Genomic DNA, 24,787 nt, shown 5'->3' with positions numbered 1-24,787 from the left:
GTTAACCCTACTGGTAGCGCCGCGAAAATTCAGAATTGTTTGAGTGACTGTCACTCTCAGTTTCCTCTACGGATTCTTCACTATCATCTTTTTCCTTCGATGGCTCCATAAAAATTTGTGTATAGTAATTTAAAAAGACACCTGATCCTACAGCAGTATATTTATCGTTTAAAATCACTTTGCGATGTTCAGGTGAATTTAACCAGCCATGCATTGCTTCAATCGCATCAAAGTATGCTGTGGCAAGGTTTTCATTCGCATTACTATAAGCAATTTCTTGTGAGTCTAAACGTTTCTTTAAATCTCCATTTGTTGGAGACTCATGACCAGAAAAATTTTGCACCTTCATATCTTCACTGTGCAATTTAGCTACTTCCTCTAATTTTTCATCAAATGCCAACGGCGCTAAATCATGATGAACACGCGTGACATTAATTAAATCATCAAGCTGTGCCGTACTAGCTTCATTGATGTCCTGCTGTAAAAATGAGGAAGGCGGTGTAGGACTAACAAGCTCCCCTTGATAAATCATTTCGTAAGGTTGATGAAGTACGAGCGTCTCGCTATCAGTGAAGCGAACACCTTGTAGTGCACTCGTTTCGCTATCAATATAAAGCTGTGCAAACAGCCCATCAAATTTTATAAGTAGTCTAGTCTGCATATCTTCCTCACTCATAGAGAAAATGAAAATATTCTCCCCGACATTGGCAGCTACTTCATAATCAATAATGGTCATTCGGTAAATATCGTCCCGCTTCTGACCTATTTTAAAAGGTGTAGCATCTAGCTTATCACCCGCTATGTATACTTGTGTCACAACATCATTTTGCACACCTAACATAAAAAATGTTGATACACTTGTTTTATAAACCCACCATTCGTAACCAAACGATGAAGGCTCTTTCCTTGCTGGTTCACCATATTGTTCTAAGACAACTTGTATTCCTTGGCCAATTAATGTCGACATACCACTTTGCGGACGTGTCATCGCTCCAACTTCTGGCTGCTCCAGTTCTGTTTTCGGAATAATATTTGAACTGGCATTTGGCCCTTCTAGTGGCTCATTTTCCTTGGGCGTACTAAAGAACATAAAGCCGATAAACGCAATCGTTGCACAGGCAATTAAAATGCGAAATAAAGCTTTCATACTCGACCCCTTTCTTCCCCATTATTGTAAGTTATTATATCAATTGTAAACGTGTTGACACAATGTTGTCATTGCAACAATGTCAAATATGCTCTATTATAAAAATGAGCGTATACTTTGTACGAAAAGCTAAAGGAGGATTATTAGATGTATTTTGAGAATACTAACCTTGAAAATTTAACAGCTGACCAAGAACTAATTGAAAACATTATGAAAAATAATGGATTAGAATGTGACGGTGCTTGGGATTACGAACGCATGACTTTCGACCGTCGTTTCGATACTCGTGAAGGCCGTTACTACCTACGCGTATTCGCATATGCGCAATCAGGTGATGTTGGTGCACACGATGCTGTCCTTACATTAATGAAACCAGCTCTTGGTAAATACTACTATCCACATGGTGTTGAGTATGGTGACGATGAAGTGTTCCCAGCTCATCTTGTAAAAAAATGTGATGAAATCTTAAAAAAAGTAAGATTAGACTTAGAAGCATTCGTAGTTGAGTCTCCTTCTAACAAAAAAGCGTTGGAAACTGTTAACGCTTAAGCCAATGTCTTTGCATATTAATGACCTAAAACGATGGCATTGATGCTACAATAAGTTCATGTTTACTTGCTGCTAAAATGCAAGCTGTCATAAAAATGTATATGTATGATTATTAAGAAAAGACTGGTGGTCCAGTCTTTTTTATTTTGAGTAAAAAATTTTTTTCTTCTCATACTAACTATATCTTTCAAATGATGTAGGTGAGATACTTGATAGAATTTTTTAAAAGACCCTTTTTTCGCCATCCTATAATCGTTATCGCTATAGGATTAATTTTACTTTGGTTTTTATCCTTATCTTTTCCTATACTTCTTGCCTATGTAACCGCACTATTATTAGAGCCTTTCATTATTCGAATGAGCGAACGCTTTCGAAAAAAGCGTAAAATCATTGTCTCCATTTTTTTAGTTTTCTTTTTTTGTATAACATTACTATTATGTATTCTCATTGGCTATATAAGCTGGAAACAGTTTTCATCATTTATTATTCATATTCCAGATTATCTTAACCAATTGTCAGCACTATGGATTCAAATCCAATCCAAGCTAGCCAATTATACGTACCATTTACCTTTAGATCTTGTGGCACAAATTCAAGTAATGATTGGACGAGGACTATCTTCCATTGAAAAATTTGCACTTTCCTTAACAAATATTAATGATTGGTCGTCGTTACTCTCCTATATACCATCTCTGTTATTTGATATTTTCGTGTATTGGATAGTGCTATATATGCTACTTTTAGATTTACCATCCATCAACCAAAGATTATTGGCACCAATCCCTTTTCATTACCATCAAAAAATCCTTTTTATCGGAGAGCGTGTTAAAGTGGCATTATTCGGCTTTATAAAAGCTCAATTACTTGTTGGAATTTGTATATTTGCAGTCGCCTTAATATCGTTTTTTTTATTAAAAACACCATTTCCCTTTATATTAGCACTTTTAATTGTCGTCTTAGATATTATTCCCTTTTTAGACTCATTTATTTTACTGTTACCTTGGGCAATTTACAAAGCGTTTACTGGTGATTACGTCTTTGCTATTGCCTTAGTTGTGCTGACAGTCATCCTATTTTTAATACGTCGTATGATTGAACCAAAAATTATTGGTGATAAAATTGGTCTTTCTTCGCTCTCCACTTTTATCGCAATGTTTATCGGCTTTAAAATATTTGGTTTTCTCGGTATTTTAATCGGCCCTCTACTCGTTGTCGTTGCTCTTTCTTTATTTAATCAGCCTTCTACAAAAAATCTCCCACCTTCTCAAGAGTAAGGAGGGAGATTTTTATGTTAAAATCCTAAAATCGCTTTAATAACAGACGTTGTTTCGCCTGGCTCAAATAATATATACAGTAACATGTACACCATAACACCTGTTACGGCTACAAAGAACCAAATAATGCTTGTAATTGGCCCAATTCGCTTATGAAGCTTAATGTTTGTTTTTAAACCTGAAATAATACTAACTAGTCCAAACACAGCTCCAACCGTTGCTAATGTAATGTGGAAAATTAAAAAGAATGTATAGTAAGGTTTTAAATCCTCTCCGCCACCAAAAGCTGTATTACCAATAAAGACCGTACGTGAAGCGTAGATGATAAAGAAGCAAAGTGCAGCAACACCAGCAGCTAACATAACCTTTTTATGTGCTTCTACTTTTCCCTTTATAATTAAGCCCCAACCAATTGCTACAAGTACAGCACTTATTACAATAAATGATGTACTAATAGTAGGCAAAATTTGCAATTCCATTCACAAAACCCCTTATACAAAATAAATTTCAATTATTACAGCTGATGTTGATGTTCTCTTTCCCATTTCTGTTGGTGTGCCTTTAATGCATCGGCAGTAATTTTATCAGGGTCCTTTTGCTCAGAACGATACCATTTTGTAAAAATAGCGCCGATTAAAACACCAAAAATAAGCTCTTGTAAGATTTTCATAAGAACACCACCAAGTTGCTGATCCGCAGCAGGCTTCATATCTGTAAATAACTCTGGTCCAGATAAAGACAAGCCCGATAAAGTTGAGGCTGGTACACATAGCTCCATTGCTTTGAGCCAAGCTTCACCACTCGTATATGTTTCATACATAGCGTTAGGCGCAAAAATAATTAATGCACATGCAGGTGTAATTAAAACAGCATTGGCAATAATATACGCTAATTTATGCAAAGGTTTCATTTCATCACTATCTGGTATTTTTTGAATTAGAGGCCAGTACATTAAAACAGAAGAAACAAATAATACAAATGTATAAGTACCATGTAATGTTTCGTTTAATTTAATGTAATCTAATACTGATGGTAAATGGTAGATAGAAAATAAACCTATAAAAACAAATATCGCAACCACTGGTAATGTTAACACTTTAAATAAAGGTTTGACAACAGGCGCTTCAATAGCAACTTTCCACACCCACCATGGAATACCTTTAATTAAGAATATTGGCACAAGCAATAAAAGAATCGCCATTTGGACCATATGCATTGTAAACATAATATGGGCCATTAAATCAATCGGAGAACCTTTAATAATATAAATCGTAATCATTGCCAATACAAAATAAATTGCTTCACTTTTTTTCAATGGCTCACTTACTTTAAAATCTTTACGCCATTTCGTTGTCACTAAAAAGTAGATCGCTGTTATAAAAACGAGAACCCCTATTAAATACGGGCTCCATAAAGCTTGGAAACCAAATATACTAAGTGGCATACAATACGCGCTCCTTTAACTTTTTCCAGCATACATTCCTAACGCCTTAAGCGAGTGATGCATACCAAAATGTTTTACTTATCTTGGATACAAACTTCTACAAAATAAAGTTAAGCCTCTAGCGAATGTCGTGTTTTTTTAGCGTTAGCACAATAAAAACGGGCACAATTAAACAGAGACATAATGAAAACTCAGTACTCCTATTATAAAACGCTTACAGCTATACTGCAATGAACGAACGGTGAACAATTTACCAGCACTACATTCTATTAGCAAAACAAAAAAAAGCACGTCTCCGCGAAGAGCAGAGAACATGCTTTTTTGGTGATTACCACCAAATAATTGTTAAAAATGCTAAGAAGAATGTAAATGCGATTAATATCCCCATCCACATAAAGAATCCAATAACACCACCGAAGTGTGTTTTTTTGTCTTCTAAGTGCATGAAAGCATAAAGTTGAAGAACAACTTGAACGCCTGCAAGCAATAACACAAATGGAGCTATTAAGTATTTAGAAAAACCAGCAGCAACGACAGCGAACGCGATAAACGTTAAGAAAATCATGATCGCAAAGTTGATTACTTGTTTACGCATATGAACGGCATTATGATGACGATCATACTCGAATTGAGCTTGAGACTTAGCAACTACAGGTGTATCGTGTGATGACATTATCCGATCACTCCCATCAAGTATACTACTGTAAAGATAAATACCCAAACAACGTCGATAAAGTGCCAGTATAATGCAGCCACAAAGAATTTAGGCGCATTGTACAAGTTAAGACCACGTTTAGCGTTACGAACAAGTAAAGTCGTAATCCATACTAAACCTAAAGTTACGTGGAAACCGTGTGTACCTACTAGCGTATAGAACGAAGTTGCGAATGCAGATTGGTTAAATGTGAAACCAAGGTGCACATAGTGTTGGAACTCATAAATTTCTAGGGCAAGGAAGCCAAGACCTAAAAGTAACGTAATTGCTAACCAAGTTTGCATACCTTTGTAATTAAAGTTACGCATATGGTAGATTGCATAAACTGATGTCAGCGAAGACGTTAATAGTAACATCGTCATCGCAAATGCTAACGGTAATTCAAATAAACCTTGTGTTGTGAACTCCATGCCAGCTGGCCCTTTGTTCTTAAGTGCTAAGTAAGTCGCAAATAAACTTGCGAAAAGTACAACTTCACAGGCAAGGAAAATCCAGAAACCAACGACTTTATTTTTTCCTTCCATCGTTGCTTGTTCAGGATGATCTGGCCAAGTATGAGGAGTAAATTTAGTATTGATATCCATTATTTATTTCCTCCTTTACCGTAAAGTTGTTCTTCAATTTCAAGAATGTCTTCTTTGTGTAAGTGGAAGCCATGATCGTCCTTAACAGAACGGAAAATCATCGCGCCAAATGTAATAACAAGACCAATAATTAAAATGTAAATTGACCATGGTTTATCTGCATCTGGATTATAAAGTGCACCGAATGCTGCGATAAACATACCTAAAGAAATTACAAATGGAATTGCAGAGTTGTTTGGCATATGAATATCACCTAATGGCTCAGCAAATGTAACATCTTTATTACCTTCTTGCTTTTCAATCCACCATGGATCAAGACCACGAACAAGTGGTGTTTGACGGAAGTTATAGAATGGAATTGGTTGTGGAATTGACCATTCTAAAGTACGTCCATCGCCCCATGGATCGCGACCTGCTGGTTTACCTTTGATAGACATTAAGCAGTTAATTACCATTAAGATAACCCCAACACCCATCATCAATGCACCGATTGTAGAAATATAGTTGAACTGATCCCAACCTTGACCTTCCATGTAAGTGAATACGCGACGTGGCATACCCATTAAACCTAAGAAGTGTTGTACGAAGAATGTTAAATGGAATCCGATAAAGAATACCCAGAAAGTCAATTTACCAAGCGCTTCGTTTAACATACGGTTGAAGAAAATTGGCCAGTAGAAGTGCGCTGAACCGAATAGAGCAGTTACGATACCACCAACGATTACGTAGTGGAAGTGAGCAACGATAAAGTAAGAATCGTGTAATTGGTAGTCAAGTGGAGCAGATGCTTGCATTACCCCAGTAACACCACCCGCAACGAATGACGGGATGAAACCAAGTGCATATAGCATTGGTGTTGTAACTTTAATAGATCCGCCCCAAATAGTTAAGATCCAGTTGAATACTTTCATACCTGTTGGAACGGCAATTGCCATTGTTGCAACAGCGAAAATTGCGTTTGCAGTTGGCCCAAGACCAGTTGTGAACATGTGGTGAGCCCAAACCATGAAGCCTAGGAAACCAATTAAAATTGTTGCGAATACCATTGAAGAGTATCCGAATAGACGCTTACGAGAGAATGCTGGGATAATTTCCGAGAATAAACCGAAAGCAGGTAATACTAAAATGTAAACTTCTGGGTGTCCGAAGATCCAGAATAAGTGTTCCCAAATTACTGTGTTACCACCCATTGTATGGTCAAAGAAGTTACCACCGAACATACGGTCAAATAACATCATTAATAAACCAATTGTTAATGGAGGGAATGCGAATAAGATTAACGCACTTGATACTAGAGCCGTCCAAGTGAATAATGGCATACGCATAAATGTCATACCAGGAGCACGCATTGTAATAATCGTTACGATAAAGTTAAGACCTGAAATTAACGTACCCGCCCCTGAAATTTGTAAACCAAGTACATAGAAGTCAATACCATGTCCTGGAGAATATAAAGATAATGATGCATAAGATGTCCAGCCCGCATCAGGTGCGCCACCCATAAAGAATGATAGGTGAAGGAATACTGCACCTAGGAAGAACAACCAGAACCCTAAAGAGTTAAGGAATGGGAATGCAACGTCACGTGCACCAATTTGTAATGGTACAAGCATGTTCATAAATGCGAATAGTAATGGTGTCGCGGCAAGGAATAACATTGTCGTTCCGTGCATCGTTAATAATTCATTGAAAAAACCAGCTGAAACGAAATCGTTATTTGGTTTCATTAACTGAATACGCATTAATAACGCTTCAAAACCAGCGATAGCGAAGAACAATGTACCGGCTAATAAATACATTATTGCTAACTTTTTATGGTCAACAGTTGTAATGTAATCCCAGACAGCTGCTCCAAAGCCCTTTTTCTGTGTATATGAGCTCACAACTTTTACCTCCCTCAAAGTTTGTTACATAAACGAAAAATTATTTCTCTACTGATAAGCCCATGATGTAAGTTGCAAGAGCTTGAATTTCTTCTTCAGATAAATCGCCATAGATAGGTGCAGTACCATCTGGATTCATCATTAAGTTACCTGGTTTATATTCACCTGGGTTTTTAATCCATGCTTGTACGTTTTCTTCAGTATGCTCTAAGAAACCTGCAACACGGTTACGGTCACCAAATGTAGTTAAGTTAGGACCTACTCCACCTGTACCGCCTACGCCTGATACAGCGTGACAAGCTAAACAGCTGTTAGCAAATGTTGCTTCACCAAGATCAGTTGAATCTTTTGAAGCAGTTTGTCCTTCAGTTGCTTTCATACTAGCTACCCAAGCATCAAATGCTTCTGGGCTAACTGTTTTTACTTTAAAGTCCATTAGTGCGTGTGAAGGGCCACATAGCTCAGCACATTTACCATAGAATACGCCATCTTTAAGATCTGCTGATTCTTTATCGAATACTAAATAGAATTTGTTTAAGTTTTCTACGTTCGTATCCATTTTACCGCCAATCGCGGGAATCCAGAATGAGTGCTTAACATCAGCAGCTTTTAAGTTAAAGTAAACTTTTTGACCTGTTGGTACTACTAATTCTTGCGCTGTTACAATCCCTTGGTTAGGATATTCGAACTCCCACCAGTATAATTTTGCCGTTACATTTACTGTTAGGGCCGTTTTGTTACCTTCTGCATCTACTTCATCCATTGCAGCAACATCTGCAAATTTATAAGTAGCAGTAACAACTGGTACAGCTAAAATTAATAATAAAATAATTGGAATAACTGTCCAAATTACTTCAAGTGTGTGACTACCTTCTACTTGCTTAGGAATAACATTTTCGCCTACTTTTGAACGGCGGAATTTTAAGAATGCAAGTAAATAGATTACAGATACTATTACTACAACTAACGTCATAATTCCAGTAGCCAACATTAATAGGTTAAATTGTTCTTTACCTACTTGACCAGATGGTTTTAGTGCAGAAATATATTCTTCACCACAACCCGAAAGGAAAACCATCATCACTGCTAGAAGTGAAAAAAGACGCCACTTTTTAAGCCCTTTCATCATAGCTTAATTAAACCCCTCTTTCTTTGTTGTATTTTCATGTGTACCTAGGACATTGGTTCTATCTATATGAATTCTTGTGAAAGAAAGAATTCCAAATTAGCTGAATACCGCAAATATTATGATAGCCACAAATAGTATGGTCATATGATTCAATGAATAAATAAACATTTTATTTGCCCACTTCATATCGTCTTTTGTGGTAAAGCCCTTTAAAGCTAGTAATAACCAGCCTACGTTCAAAGTAGTCGCAAGCACTAAGAATCCAGTTCCAAGCTCAGGTAAAAGGAACGGTAACGGTAATAATAAAAGAATCCAGAAAAACATTGAGTACTTCGTTCGTTTAAAACCTTTTACAACTGGTAGCATTGGTATATTAGCTGCACGATATTCTTCAGTACGTTTCATAGCAAGCGCATAAAAATGCGGTGGTTGCCATACAAACATGATAAGAAATAGGGCAAGTGCTCCTGGGCCCAGAGTAGGTTCCACTGCTGCAAAACCAATTACTGGTGGAATCGCCCCTGAAATACTTCCAACGATCGTGTTACTAACATGCTTTCTCTTTGACCACATTGAATATAGAACAACATAAGCGAATATTCCAACTAGTCCCCACATGCCGGCCGCAAATGATGCCGTAAATAACAAAATTTCACCTACAATTAAAAATGAGAGAGCAATAGTCAATACAAAGTTCAGCTTAAATCTACCTGTTACTGTCGGTCTTGTCTTTGTGCGTTTCATAATAGGGTCAATATCTCGATCAATGAAATTATTCATTGCACCAGAACCGCCAATAATTAATGCAGCACCAAGCATGATACAAACTATAACATCAAGCTCTTGCAAGAAATGTCTACCAGTAAATTGAAATGCTAGCCACATCCCTGTAAACGTTGTGACAAGATTCGAGTTGACGATTCCAATTTTTATTAGTGCTAAGAAATCTTTTACAACGGATGAAGTTCCTGGTTTAGTATTTCTAGTAGCTGAAAACGTACGACCGTTTGACATGTTACCTCTCCTTTCATTTTTGTAAGCATATTCCGCTAACAATAACTATAGCGAAATTTGCGATTGATTTCTAGACGTTTAGTGAAATTTAGATGAAGTTGTAAAAATTAGCTTTGTCTAGAAATATAATTAAAAACAACATATCTATAGTAAATCATTTTCCAAATTGAATTGTGAAGGTTAAAGCACGAAATTATGAACAATTTGTGAAATGGAATCAACATCTAAAACTCCCTACTCCTTACAAGTTGTTTTTTAAACGTATTTTAGATATCATCTAGTAGCAGAAACATTACTTTCATGTAATATTGATAGATAAAGTAGGTGACTCATTTTATGCAACACAACAGGTATATGAAGTGGTTTGCTGTTGCCGCTACAGTGGGAATGCTCCTTATTTTACTAGGCGGGGCACTCGTTACTAAAACAGATAGTGGCTTAGGCTGCGGTAGAAACTGGCCAGATTGTAATGGATCTCTTATCCCAAAAGAAATTACAACAGAAGTATTAATCGAATTCTCGCATCGCGTTGTCACAGGAGTCGTATCAATTTCAATTCTTGTCTTAACCATTTGGACATGGCGGAAACTTGGACATATTCGTGAAGTAAAATTTTTAGGCTTTTTATCGATGTTCTTCTTAATTGCACAGGCACTAATTGGAGCAGCTCAAGTACTATGGGGACAAGGAGACTTCATTCTAGCACTTCACTTTGGAATCTCACTTATTTCTTTTGCTGCCGTTCTTATTCTTTCTATGATTGTATTTGAAGTTGATCGAAAGTTTGATGCAGATAACGTATTTATTGGGAAAAAACTACGTTGGCATACAATTGCTGTCACAATTTATTCTTATTTAGTTGTTTATACAGGGGCACTCGTTCGACATACTGATTCTAGTTTAGTATGCCCAGACTGGCCATTTTGCTACAATGAAACACCGTTTGCCTCACCAAACAATATGTACGAATGGGTACAAATGGGACATCGACTTGCAGCTATTATTATTTTCATTTGGATTACATACATAACTTGGCACGTAATAAAAGAATACAAACAACAACGTGTTATTTATTACGGCTGGATTATTGCTTTCATCATCGTTATATTACAAGTTTTAGCTGGTATGTCAGTAGTCCTTACTAGATTGAATTTAACTGTAGCATTATTGCATTCATTGTTCATTTCTCTATTATTTGGTCTCCTTTGTTACATGATTATGCTTGTAGCACGTAGCAATTATAATGAAAAAAATAAGTAACGTTTGGAAAAGGATTCGGCACTGTCGAATCTTTTTTTATTTACCCCACTTCATGCTCTTCTAAAAGAAAGAATTTTCACATGCATGAACTTTGTTAAGAAACAGTTAATTTATATTACTTTTTTGACACTTCATATAAATGGTTCTTAGTCCAGTCCCACTATAAATCCTTTCACAAGAAACTATAAATAATACAACAACAGCATCAACAAACATGAATCTGCTTATACCTTAAGCTAAAAAAAGTGGATTTCTTCATATATAATAGTAAAATCGTTTTTTCTATTAAAACGATTTTTATAGTGATTTAGATTATATTTCTTCTTGAGCACTTCCTACTATTCTTTTACATAAAAAAAGGTTAGTAGTGTGCTATAGGAGCACACCACTAACCTTCTTCTATATTAATTATTCAATTTCAATTAATAAGTCACCTGTTGAAATAGCATCGCCCGCACTTGCATATACCTCTTTTACAACACCGTCTTTTGGCGCTTGTACAGTTGTCTCCATTTTCATGGCTTCGGTAATTAACAAGTGGTCACCACGTTTAACAGGACTACCCTTAGATACTACGACCTTTAAAACAGTACCTGGCATTGTCGCCCCAATTTGATTTGGATTACTTGGGTCAGCCTTTAGTGCTATGCTGCCATCCACTTCTACTGTCATATCTTGAATGACAAGTTCTCGTGATTGACCATTTAGCTCAAAGTACATAACACGTGTACCATCATGCTGTGGCTCACCAATCGATACTAGTTTAATAATTAACGTTTTACCTTTTTCAATCTCTACTTCAATTTCTTCACCTAGCTTTAAACCGTACAAGAACGTAGGTGTGTCTAAAACTGAAATATTACCAAATGACGCTACAGTTTTAGCATACTCTTCAAATACTTTCGGGTACAAAGCATAGGCAAGTAAGTCTTTCTTCGTAACAGGTCGATTTAATTTGTCCGCCAATACTTCCTCTAGCTGTTCAAAGTTCACTGGCTCTAACAGTTCACCTGGACGAACAGTAATTGGTTCGCGCTCTTTCAATACTACTTTTTGAAGCTCCTCTGGGAAGCCGCCATGTGGTTGCCCTATATACCCTTGGAATAATTCAATTACTGAATCTGGGAAATCAATTGTTTGTCCTCTTGATATAACCGTTTCTTCATTCAACTCATTTTGCACCATGAATAATGCCATATCTCCAACTACCTTCGATGACGGCGTTACTTTTACGATGTCTCCAAATAATAAGTTTACACGTGAGTACATCCGTTTTACTTCATCCCATCGATCGCCAAGTCCAACAGCCTTAGCTTGCTGCTGTAGGTTACTGTATTGTCCACCTGGCATTTCATGGACATAAATTTCAGAATGCGGACTAATCATACCGCTCTCGAAATCTTTATAGTATTTACGAACATCCTCCCAGTAGTAGGAAAGCTTTTCAAGCGATTCAATATCGGCACGAATTTCACGTTGGCTACCCTTCATTGCATAATACAATGAGTTCGCACTTGGCTGTGACGTTAAACCAGCCATTGCACCGAGTGCTGTATCTAAAATATCGACCCCTGCTTCAATCGCTTTTGCATATAAATAAATTCCGTTGCCACTCGTATCATGCGTGTGCAAATGAATAGGTAGGCTTGTCGCTTCTTTTAACTCTGAAATTAGGCGATATGCAGCTTCTGGCTTCAATAGCCCAGCCATATCCTTAATCGCTAAAATATGGGCTCCTGACGCCTCTAGAGACTTCGCCATATCTTTGTAATACTGTACGGAGTATTTCGCACGCCCATCATCTAAAATATCTCCTGTGTAGCAAATTGCAGCTTCAGCAATCTTGCCTGCATCTCTTGCCGCATCAATTGCCACTTCCATACCTTTAATCCAGTTTAAGCTATCGAAAATACGGAATACATCAATGCCTGATGCAGCCGACTCAGCAATAAACTCTCGAATTAAATTATCTGGATAGTTTGTATAACCTACAGCATTCGCCCCGCGCACTAACATTTGGAACAGTACATTAGGTATTTGCGCACGCAGTTTCGCTAAACGCTCCCATGGATCTTCCTTTAAGAAACGATACGCTACGTCAAACGTTGCGCCTCCCCACATTTCAAGTGAGAAGAAGTTATGCATCATACGTGCAGTTTCATCTGCAATTTGGTACATATCTTGAGAACGTACGCGTGTTGCTAGTAAAGATTGATGTGCGTCACGGAATGTTGTATCCGTTAATAGCACATCTTGCTGTGCTAAAATCCATTTTTTCAGCCCATCTGCACCTTGTTCATCTAAAATTTGTTTTGTTCCAGATAGTGGCTGTCCTTTTAAATCTACTAGCGGTTTAATAGGCTGCGCAAAGATTGGCTTGGCCTTATTTTCTACACCAGGGAAACCATTTAACGTCACATTACCAATATAGCTAAGTAGTTTTGTTCCGCGGTCTTGGCGTACTGGGAAGTTAAATAATTCAGGCGTTGTATCGATAAAGCTTGTATCAAACGTGCCTTCGATAAAATTTTTATGGGTTACTACATTATTTAAAAATGGAATATTTGTTTTTACCCCACGAATACGGAATTCTTTTAAGTTCCGATCCATTTTCGCTGCGGCTTCCTTAAACGTCATTCCTGAAGTTGAAATTTTTACGAGCAACGAATCATAGTACGGTGTGACAACGGCCCCTTGGAAGCCATTACCAGCATCTAAACGAACACCGAAACCACCGCTTGAACGATATACCATTAGCTTTCCTGTATCTGGCATAAAGTCATTCGCTGGGTCTTCTGTTGTAACACGCGATTGGATTGCATAACCAATCATCGGAATATCCGCTTGTTGTGGAATATGAATTTCCTCGCTATGCAAGCCGTAGCCTGCCGCTACTTTAATTTGTGCATGTACAATATCGATACCTGTAATCATTTCCGTAATTGTATGTTCTACTTGAATGCGAGGGTTAACCTCGATGAAATAGAAATCATCGCCTGCAACTAAAAACTCGACTGTCCCTGCATTTATGTACGAGACATTTTCCATTAGCTGAACCGCAGCATCACAAATCTTATTTCTTAAATTTTCTGAAATCGAATTTGATGGCGCGATTTCTACCACCTTTTGGTGACGGCGTTGGATTGAGCAATCACGCTCATATAAATGCACAATATTGCCCATTTTATCGCCTATAATTTGTACTTCAATATGCTTTGGTTGGAGAATGCACTTTTCTACATATACGTCATCCGAACCAAACGCTGCCTTTGCCTCTGACTTGGCACGTTCATAAGCGGACGCCACATCTTCCTTTGTTTGTACGACACGCATTCCGCGCCCACCGCCACCTAAGGAAGCCTTGATCATAAGCGGATATCCATATTGCTCACCAAAAGCTTGTACTTCTTCTACAGAAGCAACTGGACCGTCTGTACCTGGAATGACAGGAATATTTGCTTTAATAGCTTGTTCACGTGCTTTTACTTTATCACCAAACATATCTAAATGCTGTGAAGTTGGACCAATGAATAAAATGCCCTCTTCCTCACAACGACGTGCAAAATCCACGTTTTCTGATAAAAAACCATACCCTGGATGAATCGCATCAACGCCTGCATCCTTAGCAATTGCAATGATGCCCTCAATATCTAAATACGCATCGATGGGCTTCTTACCTGCCCCTACTAAATAAGCTTCATCTGCTTTAAAGCGATGGAATGCCCCACTATCTTCTCGTGAATAGATAGCGACAGTGTTAATGTTGAGCTCCGTACACGCACGGAAAATTCGAATTGCAATTTCTCCCCGATTGGCTACAAGGATTTTGTTGATTGATTCCATAGGTATCCCCCTTATGTTATGTTTGTGATTTTTTTCTTTCTACCCTTTCAAACATGGAAACATTGACCAATATCCCCATAGCTAAAGATAGCAAAATTATAGATGTCCCGCCATAACTAATGAAAGGCAGCGTGACACCGGTTAACGGGATTAACCCAGTTACACCCCCAAGATTAATAAACGATTGCCAAGCTATCCAGCTCGCAATACCTGCCGCTATCATTCGTGCTAGCGGATCTTTTGTTCGCAATGCAATTGAAAAACCTTTATATACAATAAATCCTAAACCGCCTAAGACGATTAGCACGCCCCATACACCAAGTTCCTCCATCACTATTGCCATAATAAAGTCGGTTTGAGGTTCAGGTAAATATCCTAATTTTTGAATAGATTGTCCGAGTCCTCGACCTTCTAGACCACCACCACCAATTGCATAATAACTATTGACAACTTGGTGACCTACCCCGTTTTCAAAATCGAACGGATTGAAATACGACTCGATACGTCCTTTACGATTTCCTTTTAATAATTCGCCCTTAAAGAGCCAAAGCATACCAAGAATGGCTGCACCAAATGCACCTAATACGCCAAAAAACTTCCAAAACGTTTTAAAAGGAATACCACTTGCCGCTACAACAGATACTGCAATGCCACATAAAATAATGACTGCACCTAAATCTGTTTCAAATGCCACACCCGCAACAACAAGAATCCAAAGGAAAATCGGGTAAAAAATTTCTGTTGGCTGTAGCTTTTCAAATGTATATTTTTGAGATTTTCGATAAAATGCTGCTGCAAAATATAAAATTATAAATAGTTTCGCATATTCAGAAGGCTGGAAATTCCCGAATCCTGGGACATGAATCCAACTTTGAGAGCCTACTTCCTCTGCGCCATTACCTGCTACTTTTACCCATGTAAAGAGAACAATTAATACAATCGTCAGTAACAACATAATATTCTTATTTGCATAATGCTTATAAGGGAAAAATGCTGCTACCAAAAATCCTAAAGACGCGACAGCTAAGTTAATTAATTGTTTTTGATAAAAATAATCAGGCGCTTGTTCTTTTTGGACAATTGCTACCATCATACTTGAACTATATATCATCACTAATCCAAATAAACTTAACAACAAGACAGTAAAAAATAGTGGATAATCAAAATTTTGAGCATATCGTTTTAAGTATTGTTTCATTGGAAAACCTCGTTCTAGTAAAAAAACTCAAATCGCAGCAGCGTTTGAGTTTTTTCTTTTTATTTGTCTGTATACGCGTCATGTAGTACAGAAAGTTCTTTCTCGAGTGAATCGAGAATTGCTTTGCCTTTATCGCGTTCAATAAGTCCAAGCTTCACAGCAAAGTCAATTTCACGTGAAAGGCCGAACATTTGTGTATCTAATACTTCTTCATATAAAGGGCATTGTGGCATCGTTAAATGATCCATTTGTACTCGAATGAGGCGAGCAATTTTATCTGCATCAGCTACTAAAAGCTCCAAAGCCTTCTCTTGAAAGGAAGTTTGTGATTTCGTATCCATGAGGACGCCCCCATTATCTGATATTTCTTCGATTCTATCTTAATAAAGTTTATCTTTTAGTCGATAAAAATGCAAGTGTCTTCGTTGGAAAATAAAGAATCCAAATTATATTTCTTTATTATCTCCTTGTATTAGCGTTATACTAATTCATGGATATACAAGATTTGAGGAGGATTTCTATTATGGAAACAATTATTCCTATCAAGGGTGCAGTTTCGTATCAGCTTACATTAGATCCAACTGTTTGGATTTTTGACGATCGTAAACTAGACTTAAATACGTACTTCCAAGCAAGAGAAGTAGAGGAAGATGCGGATACAAAATATATGCGTGAAGTCGGTGCTCACTGGTCACGTGAAATTATGGAAGGTGCTACTTTCCCACCAACTTTAAAATCAGAACGTAAATTCGATCGTAAAGGGATGGAAACAGGTACTTTCGGTATCGAATTAAGTCATTTCTTGAAAAATGCTGAACTTAAACCAGAGGCGACAAAAATCGTCATTGAATGCAAAGATGGTGAAGAACATGCATTTTCAATCGAAGAAGCACAGACATTAATTTTTAAATACAGCCAAGATGGCAAACCTTTAGCTGAAGATGGCCCTGTCCATATATTATTTGGAGACGGCTCGAATGTAGACAACCCTATCAAAAATGTATTAGCCGTTCGTGCGGAATAGGGAGGGAATGCGATGCGCGTAAAATGTGTCATTTGCGATACTATTAACCAGTTAGATGATGATTTACCGTTAGCAAAAAAACTACGAAATCGCCCAATTCATACGTATATGTGCGATACATGTCACGATCGTATTAAAGAAAATACGGTGACACGAATAGAAACAGGGAACTTCCGTTTTTATCGTACCTCACCACAAATGGATAAAGAATTTTAAGCACCACTTGGAGTGCCAGGCACACACACTATTCTGAATTTTGCTAAGTAAAAATTCACGTAGACTCCTGCGGGAACGCACAATACGTTAGACGCAACAAGCCGCGCGACAGCGAGGGTTGCGGCTTACGCTGTGCCCGCGGAAAGCGCACGCCTGGAGCGGAAATCCATGCTTTAAAACGCAAAACCTTGTTAAAACAGGTTTTGCGTTTTTTAGTGTCAGCTATGGGCTTTCCCACTGTCGATACATTTTAGCATTTTCCCCTTTTGAAGGTTGCAACATAAAATTTCTCTGTCAGTATGCTCAGTTGATTGGAGCGGAAGGCGGGCGACTCCTGCGGGAACGCACATTACGTAAGACGCAACAAGCCGCGCGACAGCGAGGGTTGCGGCTTACGCTGTGCCCGCGGAAAGCGCACGCCTGGAGTGGAAATCCATGCTTTAAAACGCAAAACCTTGTTAAAACAGGTTTTGCGTTTTTATTTATCCATTATTTTTAATAATTACTTTCTCGATTAATTCGACGACTTGATACATGATTGTTGCAAAGAAAGCAATTATGAGCAGTGACATAAGGACAAGATTAAAGTTAAATACTTGGAAGCCATAAATGATTAAATAGCCAAGTCCCTTTGAAGCAACTAAAAACTCACCGACTATAACACCTACCCACGATAATCCAACATTAACTTTTAAAGTCGAAATAATTGTTGGGAAGGATGCAGGCAAAATAACCTCTTTAAAAGTTTGCCACCGCGTCGCACCAAAAGTTTGCAATACCTTACTGTAATTTGGGTCAACACCTTTAAAGGCGGTGTAAACGACAATCGTTGTAATGATGATTGAAATGAGTGCACCCATTGCTATAATCGAAAAATACCCTGGGCCAAGTGCCACAATTAAAATTGGTCCTAGTGCTACTTTCGGCATTGCATTTAAAATAACTAAATAAGGATCAAGTATTTTTGATAGCATCGGTGACCACCATAAAACAGTGGCAATTATAGTTCCTAGTAATGTACCTGCAATAAAACCGATAATTGTTTCCATTAACGTCACACCGACATGTAATGTGAGCGAGCCGTCACTTACTTTTTCAATAAACGTATGCCAAACATTTGTGGGCGAGCTAAAGATTAAACGATCGATCCATTCAAGCCTTGATAGTAACTCCCACCCTCCAAAAAAGGCGATTAAAATAATAATTTGATATAATCGAACATAGCGTTTTTCCTTTTTTAGCAATTGTTGATACTGTTTAAACAATGTGTTATCCAAGGCTCTCCAGCTCCTTCCAAATCGTTTGGAATACTTCTGAATACGCCGGATGCTGCCTTACATCGAACGGAGATAGCTGTTGTAACGCAGAAGGTATTTCAAACACTTTGTGTAACGTACCAGGATTGGCTGAGAAGAGAAAAACTCGTTCACTCATCGCAATTGCCTCACCAATATCATGTGTGACAAGAATTGCGGTTTTTTGATAGGCCTTTAATGTTTCGACGACTAAGTCCTCAAGCTTTAATTTCGATTGATAATCAAGTGCTGAGAACGGCTCATCTAGCAGTAAAATTTTCGGATTTACTGCCAAAGTCCTTGCTAGTGCAACGCGTTGACGCATTCCTCCTGACAATTCTCTCGGGTAATAACTTCCGACATGCGGTAAACCCACTTCTTGTAAGAGCGCATTTGCAGTTACTTTATGCGTCTTATTATCTCGCTGCATTATTTTTAATCCAATTGTGACATTATCCTCAATCGTTTTCCAAGGAAATAAGTAATCCTGTTGAAGCATATAGCCAATAAGCGATTGATTGTGTGGTGCAATGATTTCCCCATCAATAAACACCTTGCCTTCTGTTGCAGGAAACAACCCAGCAATAATAGACAATAGAGTTGTTTTCCCACAGCCACTTGGCCCTATAAAGGAAACAAACTCACCTTCGCGAATATCTAGGTTAATGTCACGTAAAACTTCCTTCGCCTGCGTACTGGAGAAATAACTATGGTGAATATGTTCTAGTTTTAAAAACTCCATTTACTCCGCAGCCTTTTTTGCAAACTTCGTATTCACAAGGTCTTCATATTTTACTCGTTGAGGAAGTTCACCTGCTTCCTCCATAATAGTTTGTAAATTATCCCACTCTTCCTCATCCAATATTGGATCTGTTGCGTAGGAACCTTGTGATTTATAGCGTTCTACTACTGTTTCAATTAAAGATACATCTACATTCTCAAAATACGGTTGAATTATTTTCGCAACTTCTGCTGAACTTTTTTCCTGTACAAAATCTTGTGCTTTTTTTAGTGCATTTGTAAAGCCTTGCACTGTTTTAGCATCATCCTTTAAGTAGCTACTTTTTGCCATGAAGGATGTATATGGTAAATGACCCGATTCAGTACCAAATGAAGCTACAATATAGCCTTTACCTTCTTTTTCAAAAACACTTGCTGTCGGTTCAAATAGCTGTACATAGTCCCCTGTTCCTGACGCAAAGGCTGTAGCAATATTGGCAAAATCAATATTTTGAATCAGCGTCAAATCTTTTGTAGGATCAATACTATGCTTTTTCAGGACAAATTCACCTGCCATTTGTGGCATTCCACCTTTACGCTGCCCTAAAAATGTGGATCCTTTTAAATCCTCCCATGAAAAATTGTCCATCTTTTCACGTGCTACTAAAAATGTGCCATCTGTCTGTGTTAATTGCGCAAAATTTTGAATCGGATCATTGGCACCTTGCGCAGTGACATATATGGATGTCTCAGAGCCAACCAAGGCAATATCAATACCATCAGAAAGTAACGCAGTCATCGTTTTATCTCCACCTGCAATCGTTTGTAGCTCTACAGAAAGCCCCTCTTCCTCAAAGAACCCTTTTTCAAGTGCTACATATTGCGGAGCATAGAAAATCGAGCGCGTCACTTCTCCGACTTTTACTTTTTCTAGCTCAGCTTTATTACACGCTGCCAACGAAAGGAGCAACAAAGCAATACCACTAACTAACAAACCTTTTTTAAGCCAACGCATTCCATTTCCTCCTTGATTTGATAAATAGCCTATCGAGACTAACTTATTCACACACAAAGATTTCGGTGCCTACGATGTTTCATAAAAAAGTAATGGGAAATAAATCCTTTTCTAATGCAATATAATGAGGTATTTTTTCAAGCAGAATATTTGTCCATTTTTTTGAATCTAGCAAACAAAAATGAACTATTTTATTTAAGAGAGAAAAAAAAACAGCCTTAGCAAATGAATGCTAAGACTGTTTACGGTAAAGGAGCCAAGCTACTATTATTGATTGGCAGCTTGTTGCTCTTCTCTTTTTTCTCGCCACATACGTGTTTTGTATACAATTAAAATTAACGCCGCTACGATGAGGCCTTCAACCATTGGTAGGAATAACGCGAAAAATGTCAACATAATACATCCCAAAAATAGGAACACATAAATGACAATATTTTGAGATAGCTTTAACTTTTTTGCAAAGCCTAATTTATAGACAATTGCAGAAAGTGCAAACACTAGAAAGAATACAACATAGCCTGCAACTTCATAGCTTGGTAAATTTTCGTATAAAAATCTAGTTATACCAGCCATTCTTTCATAAACTTTTGTTGTTTCCTCTGCATTTACAGGTGTAGCAACTTGAATAACATTTAGTTCACCCAATAAAGCGGACTTTATATCCAAGACTCCTCTTCCTTTCATTTCAGCGGAAAATTATTGTTCAGCGTTTTTTAATTTTTTCGCTGCTTTCTCACGTTCGTTTTTATCTAGAATTTTTTTACGAAGACGAATAGATTCTGGAGTGATTTCTAAGTACTCATCATCACCTAAGTATTCTAGAGCTTCTTCTAGAGATAAAATACGTGGTTTTTTAATAACATTCGTTTGGTCTTTATTTGCTGAACGGATGTTAGTTTTTTGTTTCATTTTTGTAATATTTACAGTGATATCAGCGTCACGAGTATTTTCTCCAACAATCATACCTTCGTAAATATCTGTACCTGGCTCTAAGAATAGTGTACCACGGTCTTCAATTTGCATCATACCATAAGTTGTCGATTTACCAGTTTCCATTGAAACGAGTACGCCTTGGTGACGACCACCAATTTTTCCTGGTAATAATGGTTGGTAGCAATCAAACGTATGGTTGATAATACCGAAACCTTTTGTCATCGACATGAACTCAGTTGTATAACCGATTAAACCACGAGCTGGTACTAAGAACGTTAAACGAACTTGACCACTGCCGTTGTTCACCATATCAAGCATTTCACCTTTACGTGTACCAATAGATTCAATAATAGAACCAACATTTTCTTCAGGTACATCGATTTGCACGCGTTCGAATGGTTCGCATTTCACGCCATCGATTTCGCGCACGATTACTTGTGGTTTTGATACTTGTAATTCAAAACCTTCACGACGCATGTTTTCAATTAGGATCGATAAGTGAAGCTCACCACGACCTGAAACTGTCCAAGCATCAGGAGAATCAGTATCTTCAACGCGTAAAGATACGTCTGTTTGTAATTGAGCACGTAAACGTTCTTCTACTTTACGAGAAGTAACCCATTTCCCTTCGCGACCTGCGAATGGAGAGTTGTTTACTAAGAAAGTCATTTGTAGAGTTGGCTCATCGATACGTAAAGGTGTTAGTGCCTCTTGGTGTTCAACAGGACATACTGTTTCACCTACGTTAATATCTTCCATCCCTGAAACGGCGATTAAGTCACCAGCTTTTGCTGTCTCAACTTCTTCACGTTTTAGACCGAAGAAACCAAAGATTTTTGTTACACGGAAGTTTTTCACTGTACCGTCTAATTTCATCAGCGCAACTTGTTGACCTACTGAAATTGTTCCGCGGAATACACGACCAATTCCGATACGTCCAACGAAGTCATTATAGTCAAGTAAAGCTACTTGGAATTGTAATGGTTCTTCTGAGTTATCAACTGGTGCTGGGATAGCCTCAATGATTTTTTCAAATAGACATTTCATATTTTCTTCTTGTTTAGATGGATCAGCGTCTAACGAAGCTGTACCATTTACACCTGAAGCATAAACAACTGGGAAGTCTAATTGATCATCATCTGCACCTAGCTCGATGAATAATTCAAGCACTTCATCTACTACTTCTAGTGGGCGAGCTGAATCTTTGTCCACTTTGTTAACTACAACGATTGGTGTTAAGCGTTGTTCTAATGCTTTTTTTAGTACGAAACGTGTTTGTGGCATACAACCCTCATACGCATCGACAACTAGTAAAACGCCGTCTACCATTTTTAAAATACGTTCTACCTCACCACCGAAGTCGGCGTGTCCAGGCGTATCAAGGATGTTGATACGAGTTCCTTCATAGTTTACTGCTGTATTTTTAGCTAAAATCGTAATACCGCGTTCACGTTCAATATCATTAGAGTCCATTGCACGTTCTTCAACACGTTCGTTTGAACGGAATGTACCAGATTGTTTTAATAATTGGTCGACTAAAGTAGTTTTACCATGGTCAACGTGGGCGATAATTGCGATATTGCGAAGATCTTGACGTAAGTTTGTCATTATTCCACTCCATATTCTTTTTTCGAATGTTTAACTGTGATATTATAGCACAAGAAGGATGTAAATGTCCTTATTAGAATTTCTCTCATTCTAAAAAAATATTTTCAATCACAAATTTATTATAAATTAGGGGGCTCGGTTATGAATCGTGGAAAAATCGTAATGGCCATTTATGCACTAGCAGCTGTACTAGCAATGTGTTCTATCGGGTATTCAGTAGCGGCAAGTAATATATTCGGCGTATTAGCAGGCATTATAGCTACTTGTGTCATTTTCATGACAGCTTTTAAAATGAAGCGTAAACTGCGAGAACAAGGCTTACTTTAATGCTAGTATTTACTTTCTAACAACATTTATGTGTCTAACATGACATAGTATCTCAGAAGGAGCTGTCCATTTATTGGATAGCTCCTTCTATTTTGTAAACAAAAGATGCGGGGACATAACTTATTGTTGTTAGAAACAATCGCAAAGATGTTCTTAAATTTTTACTATGCCGTTGATGCCCGCTTCTCAACGGGCACTTTTCGGCGAGCACACCGTAAGCGGCAATCCTCACAACGCACAGTATGCCCGCAACTACCATCAACAAGCGAATTTATTTTTGGCATAAGAAAGCAATATTTATAGCAAAAAAGTGTTAGATTGATGGCCATCAATCTAACACTTTTACTTCCTCATTTATTTCCCAAATTATATTGCTCATCAAATGGGCTGTTAAATCCTTAGCCTATTCGTTTTTTAATTTTCTAGGTAATCTAAAGTTGCTTGACCTAAAACATTCGCCGCAATGCGCAGTGAGCGTTCATCAATATCGAATTTCGGATGATGATGTGGATATACTTCCTCCCATTCAGGATTTTTTGCTCCTGTAAAGAAAAATGCCCCTGGAATTTCCTCTAAGTAGTAAGCAAAATCTTCACCACCCATAGTTGGTTCAACAAAATCAACTGATACTACATCCGTTACCTTTCTTGCAGATGCCATTACATGTTCTGTTTCTGCAGCATGATTCACAACTGGTGGGTAACCACGGCGAAACTCATATTCATAGTCTGCCTTTGTTAAATAACAAGTTGCCTTTAATAGCTCCTCAATTTCACGTTCTAGTAAATCGCGTTCTTCCTCATGGAACGTTCGTACAGTTCCTTTCATGTAGACTTGGTCTGCAATAACATTAAAAGGATTCAATGCCTCAATATGACCAACCGATACGACCGCTGGACGCAAAGGATTAATACGACGTGCTACAAGTTGCTGTAAGTTTGTAATAAATTGCGCTGCAAGCAAGATTGAATCCTTCGTATCACTCGGATTTGAGCCATGCCCACCCTTTCCTTTAATCTTAATATAAATGCCATCTGCCGCAGCCATAAATGGTCCGATAGCGGTCTGCACTTTACCAAGATCTGTTGGTGCCCATAAATGTGTACCAAAAATAACATCCACGCCTTCTAAACAGCCATCAGCAATCATTGATTTCGCTCCACCTGGTGCAAGTTCTTCTGCATGTTGATGAATAAAAACAATTGTCCCAGCTAAGTTGTCCTTCATTTGATTAAATGCCTTCGCTAAAATTAATAATGAAGCTGTATGACCATCATGGCCACAAGCATGCATACGCCCTTTTATTGTTGATTGGAAAGGTAAACCTGTTTCTTCTGTAATTGCTAAAGCGTCAAAGTCTGCTCGTAATGCCACCGTTTTCCCTGGCTTAGCTCCAACTAACGTTGCCACAACACCATTACCACCCACACCTTCACGAACCTCATGTCCTAATGCGCGATGAAATGCCGCAATAGTTTTCGGTGTTTCAACTTCCTCAAAGGAAAGTTCTGGATTTTCATGAAAATGACGACGTAGCTGAATCATTTCCTCTTCATATTGTTTTAATAAATCAACTAACTGCTCTTGTTGTAAAACTGTCATAGTTCAA

Annotated in this window: 23 protein-coding genes; 6 read left to right on the top strand and 17 right to left on the bottom strand. The window is 37.9% G+C overall.

The genetic code is table 11. The features are described from left to right. Positions 1-7: 7 nt before the first annotated feature. Positions 8-1,147, bottom strand: a complete 1,140-nt coding sequence (locus FH508_RS04775) for a CAP domain-containing protein (protein WP_173477878.1) — start codon at positions 1,145-1,147, stop codon at positions 8-10. 147 nt (positions 1,148-1,294) lie between these two features. Between FH508_RS04775 and FH508_RS04770 the strand changes: the two genes are divergently transcribed. Next, positions 1,295-1,696, top strand: a complete 402-nt coding sequence (locus FH508_RS04770; protein WP_173477879.1) for a YugN family protein — start codon at positions 1,295-1,297, stop codon at positions 1,694-1,696. 209 nt (positions 1,697-1,905) lie between these two features. Further along, positions 1,906-2,970 (top strand): sporulation integral membrane protein YtvI, encoded by a 1,065-nt coding sequence (gene ytvI / locus FH508_RS04765; RefSeq protein ID WP_173477880.1) that lies wholly within the window; start codon positions 1,906-1,908, stop codon positions 2,968-2,970. A 17-nt stretch (positions 2,971-2,987) separates the two neighbouring features. On the opposite strand, the gene FH508_RS04760 is transcribed toward ytvI, so the two are convergent. From FH508_RS04760 to cyoE, 7 genes are all read right to left on the bottom strand, one after another. Continuing rightward, positions 2,988-3,449, bottom strand: coding sequence for a DUF420 domain-containing protein (locus tag FH508_RS04760; protein WP_173477881.1), 462 nt, complete (start codon positions 3,447-3,449; stop codon positions 2,988-2,990). A gap of 35 nt (positions 3,450-3,484) precedes the next feature. After that, positions 3,485-4,414, bottom strand: a complete 930-nt coding sequence (gene ctaG / locus FH508_RS04755; RefSeq protein WP_173477882.1) for a cytochrome c oxidase assembly factor CtaG — start codon at positions 4,412-4,414, stop codon at positions 3,485-3,487. Between the two features lie 328 nt (positions 4,415-4,742). Continuing rightward, positions 4,743-5,087 (bottom strand): cytochrome C oxidase subunit IV family protein, encoded by a 345-nt coding sequence (locus FH508_RS04750; RefSeq protein ID WP_173477883.1) that lies wholly within the window; start codon positions 5,085-5,087, stop codon positions 4,743-4,745. After that, a complete protein-coding gene (locus tag FH508_RS04745; protein ID WP_173477884.1) occupies positions 5,087-5,713 on the bottom strand; it encodes a cytochrome c oxidase subunit 3 in 627 nt (208 codons plus the stop codon). Before FH508_RS04745 ends, FH508_RS04750 begins: the two co-directional genes overlap by 1 nt. Then, entirely contained in the window at positions 5,713-7,596 is a 1,884-nt protein-coding gene (gene ctaD, locus FH508_RS04740; protein WP_173477885.1) for a cytochrome c oxidase subunit I, read from the bottom strand. The genes FH508_RS04745 and ctaD overlap by 1 nt, the downstream gene beginning before the upstream one ends. Before the next feature lie 40 nt (positions 7,597-7,636). Then, positions 7,637-8,725, bottom strand: a complete 1,089-nt coding sequence (gene coxB / locus FH508_RS04735; RefSeq protein WP_173477886.1) for a cytochrome c oxidase subunit II — start codon at positions 8,723-8,725, stop codon at positions 7,637-7,639. 96 nt (positions 8,726-8,821) lie between these two features. Further along, entirely contained in the window at positions 8,822-9,739 is a 918-nt protein-coding gene (gene cyoE / locus FH508_RS04730) for a heme o synthase (protein WP_173477887.1), read from the bottom strand. Positions 9,740-10,075: 336 nt separating this feature from the next. On the opposite strand from cyoE, the gene FH508_RS04725 reads away from it, so the two are divergent. Next, positions 10,076-10,999, top strand: a complete 924-nt coding sequence (locus FH508_RS04725) for a COX15/CtaA family protein (protein ID WP_173477888.1) — start codon at positions 10,076-10,078, stop codon at positions 10,997-10,999. 408 nt (positions 11,000-11,407) lie between these two features. Here FH508_RS04725 and pyc read toward each other — a convergent pair whose 3' ends face one another. Genes pyc through FH508_RS04710 form a run of 3 tightly spaced genes read right to left on the bottom strand, consistent with a single transcriptional unit; the run spans position 11,408 to position 16,381 of the window. After that, positions 11,408-14,842, bottom strand: coding sequence for a pyruvate carboxylase (pyc, locus tag FH508_RS04720; RefSeq protein WP_173477889.1), 3,435 nt, complete (start codon positions 14,840-14,842; stop codon positions 11,408-11,410). Positions 14,843-14,858: 16 nt separating this feature from the next. Then, positions 14,859-16,040: an FtsW/RodA/SpoVE family cell cycle protein gene (locus FH508_RS04715; RefSeq protein WP_173477890.1), complete on the bottom strand. Its 1,182-nt coding sequence runs from the start codon at positions 16,038-16,040 to the stop codon at positions 14,859-14,861. Positions 16,041-16,099: 59 nt separating this feature from the next. Further along, entirely contained in the window at positions 16,100-16,381 is a 282-nt protein-coding gene (locus FH508_RS04710; protein ID WP_173477891.1) for an Fpa/YlaN family protein, read from the bottom strand. A gap of 182 nt (positions 16,382-16,563) precedes the next feature. Here FH508_RS04710 and FH508_RS04705 point away from each other — a divergent pair, with 182 nt between their 5' ends. Further along, a complete protein-coding gene (locus tag FH508_RS04705; protein ID WP_173477892.1) occupies positions 16,564-17,064 on the top strand; it encodes a molybdopterin-binding protein in 501 nt (166 codons plus the stop codon). 12 nt (positions 17,065-17,076) lie between these two features. Beyond that, on the top strand, positions 17,077-17,280 hold the full coding sequence (locus FH508_RS04700) for a YlaI family protein (RefSeq protein ID WP_173477893.1): 204 nt from the start codon (positions 17,077-17,079) through the stop codon (positions 17,278-17,280). A gap of 482 nt (positions 17,281-17,762) precedes the next feature. On the opposite strand, the gene FH508_RS04695 is transcribed toward FH508_RS04700, so the two are convergent. From FH508_RS04695 to typA, 5 genes are all read right to left on the bottom strand, one after another. Next, positions 17,763-18,557 (bottom strand): ABC transporter permease, encoded by a 795-nt coding sequence (locus tag FH508_RS04695; protein WP_173477894.1) that lies wholly within the window; start codon positions 18,555-18,557, stop codon positions 17,763-17,765. Next, a complete protein-coding gene (locus tag FH508_RS04690) occupies positions 18,550-19,317 on the bottom strand; it encodes an ABC transporter ATP-binding protein (RefSeq protein ID WP_173477895.1) in 768 nt (255 codons plus the stop codon). The genes FH508_RS04695 and FH508_RS04690 overlap by 8 nt, the downstream gene beginning before the upstream one ends. Then, complete coding sequence (locus FH508_RS04685) at positions 19,318-20,310, bottom strand: ABC transporter substrate-binding protein (RefSeq protein ID WP_173477896.1); 993 nt, start codon at positions 20,308-20,310, stop codon at positions 19,318-19,320. It abuts the gene before it with no gap. Positions 20,311-20,577: 267 nt separating this feature from the next. Next, entirely contained in the window at positions 20,578-20,976 is a 399-nt protein-coding gene (locus FH508_RS04680) for a YlaH-like family protein (protein WP_228134385.1), read from the bottom strand. 30 nt (positions 20,977-21,006) lie between these two features. Continuing rightward, positions 21,007-22,851 (bottom strand): translational GTPase TypA, encoded by a 1,845-nt coding sequence (typA, locus tag FH508_RS04675; RefSeq protein WP_173477898.1) that lies wholly within the window; start codon positions 22,849-22,851, stop codon positions 21,007-21,009. 141 nt (positions 22,852-22,992) lie between these two features. Between typA and FH508_RS04670 the strand changes: the two genes are divergently transcribed. Continuing rightward, positions 22,993-23,178 (top strand): DUF5325 family protein, encoded by a 186-nt coding sequence (locus tag FH508_RS04670; RefSeq protein WP_173477899.1) that lies wholly within the window; start codon positions 22,993-22,995, stop codon positions 23,176-23,178. 414 nt (positions 23,179-23,592) lie between these two features. On the opposite strand, the gene FH508_RS04665 is transcribed toward FH508_RS04670, so the two are convergent. Beyond that, a complete protein-coding gene (locus tag FH508_RS04665; RefSeq protein WP_173477900.1) occupies positions 23,593-24,780 on the bottom strand; it encodes a M20 metallopeptidase family protein in 1,188 nt (395 codons plus the stop codon). Positions 24,781-24,787: the final 7 nt, after the last annotated feature.

The sequence above is a fragment of the Lysinibacillus sp. CD3-6 genome (genome assembly GCF_006351725.2).
In the GTDB taxonomy this organism is placed as follows: domain Bacteria; phylum Bacillota; class Bacilli; order Bacillales_A; family Planococcaceae; genus Lysinibacillus.
Note: the sequence above shows the minus strand (reverse complement) of the source record. Positions and strands in the feature narration are given on the sequence as shown.

Coding starts and splice junctions, on each gene's coding strand:
- FH508_RS04775 (WP_173477878.1), bottom strand. CDS start 1,147: ATGAAAGCTTTATTTCGCATTTTAATTGCCTGTGCAACGATTGCGTTT.
- FH508_RS04770 (WP_173477879.1), top strand. CDS start 1,295: ATGTATTTTGAGAATACTAACCTTGAAAATTTAACAGCTGACCAAGAA.
- FH508_RS04760 (WP_173477881.1), bottom strand. CDS start 3,449: ATGGAATTGCAAATTTTGCCTACTATTAGTACATCATTTATTGTAATA.
- ctaG (WP_173477882.1), bottom strand. CDS start 4,414: ATGCCACTTAGTATATTTGGTTTCCAAGCTTTATGGAGCCCGTATTTA.
- FH508_RS04750 (WP_173477883.1), bottom strand. CDS start 5,087: ATGTCATCACACGATACACCTGTAGTTGCTAAGTCTCAAGCTCAATTC.
- FH508_RS04745 (WP_173477884.1), bottom strand. CDS start 5,713: ATGGATATCAATACTAAATTTACTCCTCATACTTGGCCAGATCATCCT.
- coxB (WP_173477886.1), bottom strand. CDS start 8,725: ATGATGAAAGGGCTTAAAAAGTGGCGTCTTTTTTCACTTCTAGCAGTG.
- cyoE (WP_173477887.1), bottom strand. CDS start 9,739: ATGTCAAACGGTCGTACGTTTTCAGCTACTAGAAATACTAAACCAGGA.
- FH508_RS04725 (WP_173477888.1), top strand. CDS start 10,076: ATGCAACACAACAGGTATATGAAGTGGTTTGCTGTTGCCGCTACAGTG.
- pyc (WP_173477889.1), bottom strand. CDS start 14,842: ATGGAATCAATCAACAAAATCCTTGTAGCCAATCGGGGAGAAATTGCA.
- FH508_RS04715 (WP_173477890.1), bottom strand. CDS start 16,040: ATGAAACAATACTTAAAACGATATGCTCAAAATTTTGATTATCCACTA.
- FH508_RS04710 (WP_173477891.1), bottom strand. CDS start 16,381: ATGGATACGAAATCACAAACTTCCTTTCAAGAGAAGGCTTTGGAGCTT.
- FH508_RS04705 (WP_173477892.1), top strand. CDS start 16,564: ATGGAAACAATTATTCCTATCAAGGGTGCAGTTTCGTATCAGCTTACA.
- FH508_RS04700 (WP_173477893.1), top strand. CDS start 17,077: ATGCGCGTAAAATGTGTCATTTGCGATACTATTAACCAGTTAGATGAT.
- FH508_RS04690 (WP_173477895.1), bottom strand. CDS start 19,317: ATGGAGTTTTTAAAACTAGAACATATTCACCATAGTTATTTCTCCAGT.
- FH508_RS04685 (WP_173477896.1), bottom strand. CDS start 20,310: ATGCGTTGGCTTAAAAAAGGTTTGTTAGTTAGTGGTATTGCTTTGTTG.
- typA (WP_173477898.1), bottom strand. CDS start 22,851: ATGACAAACTTACGTCAAGATCTTCGCAATATCGCAATTATCGCCCAC.
- FH508_RS04670 (WP_173477899.1), top strand. CDS start 22,993: ATGAATCGTGGAAAAATCGTAATGGCCATTTATGCACTAGCAGCTGTA.
- FH508_RS04665 (WP_173477900.1), bottom strand. CDS start 24,780: ATGACAGTTTTACAACAAGAGCAGTTAGTTGATTTATTAAAACAATAT.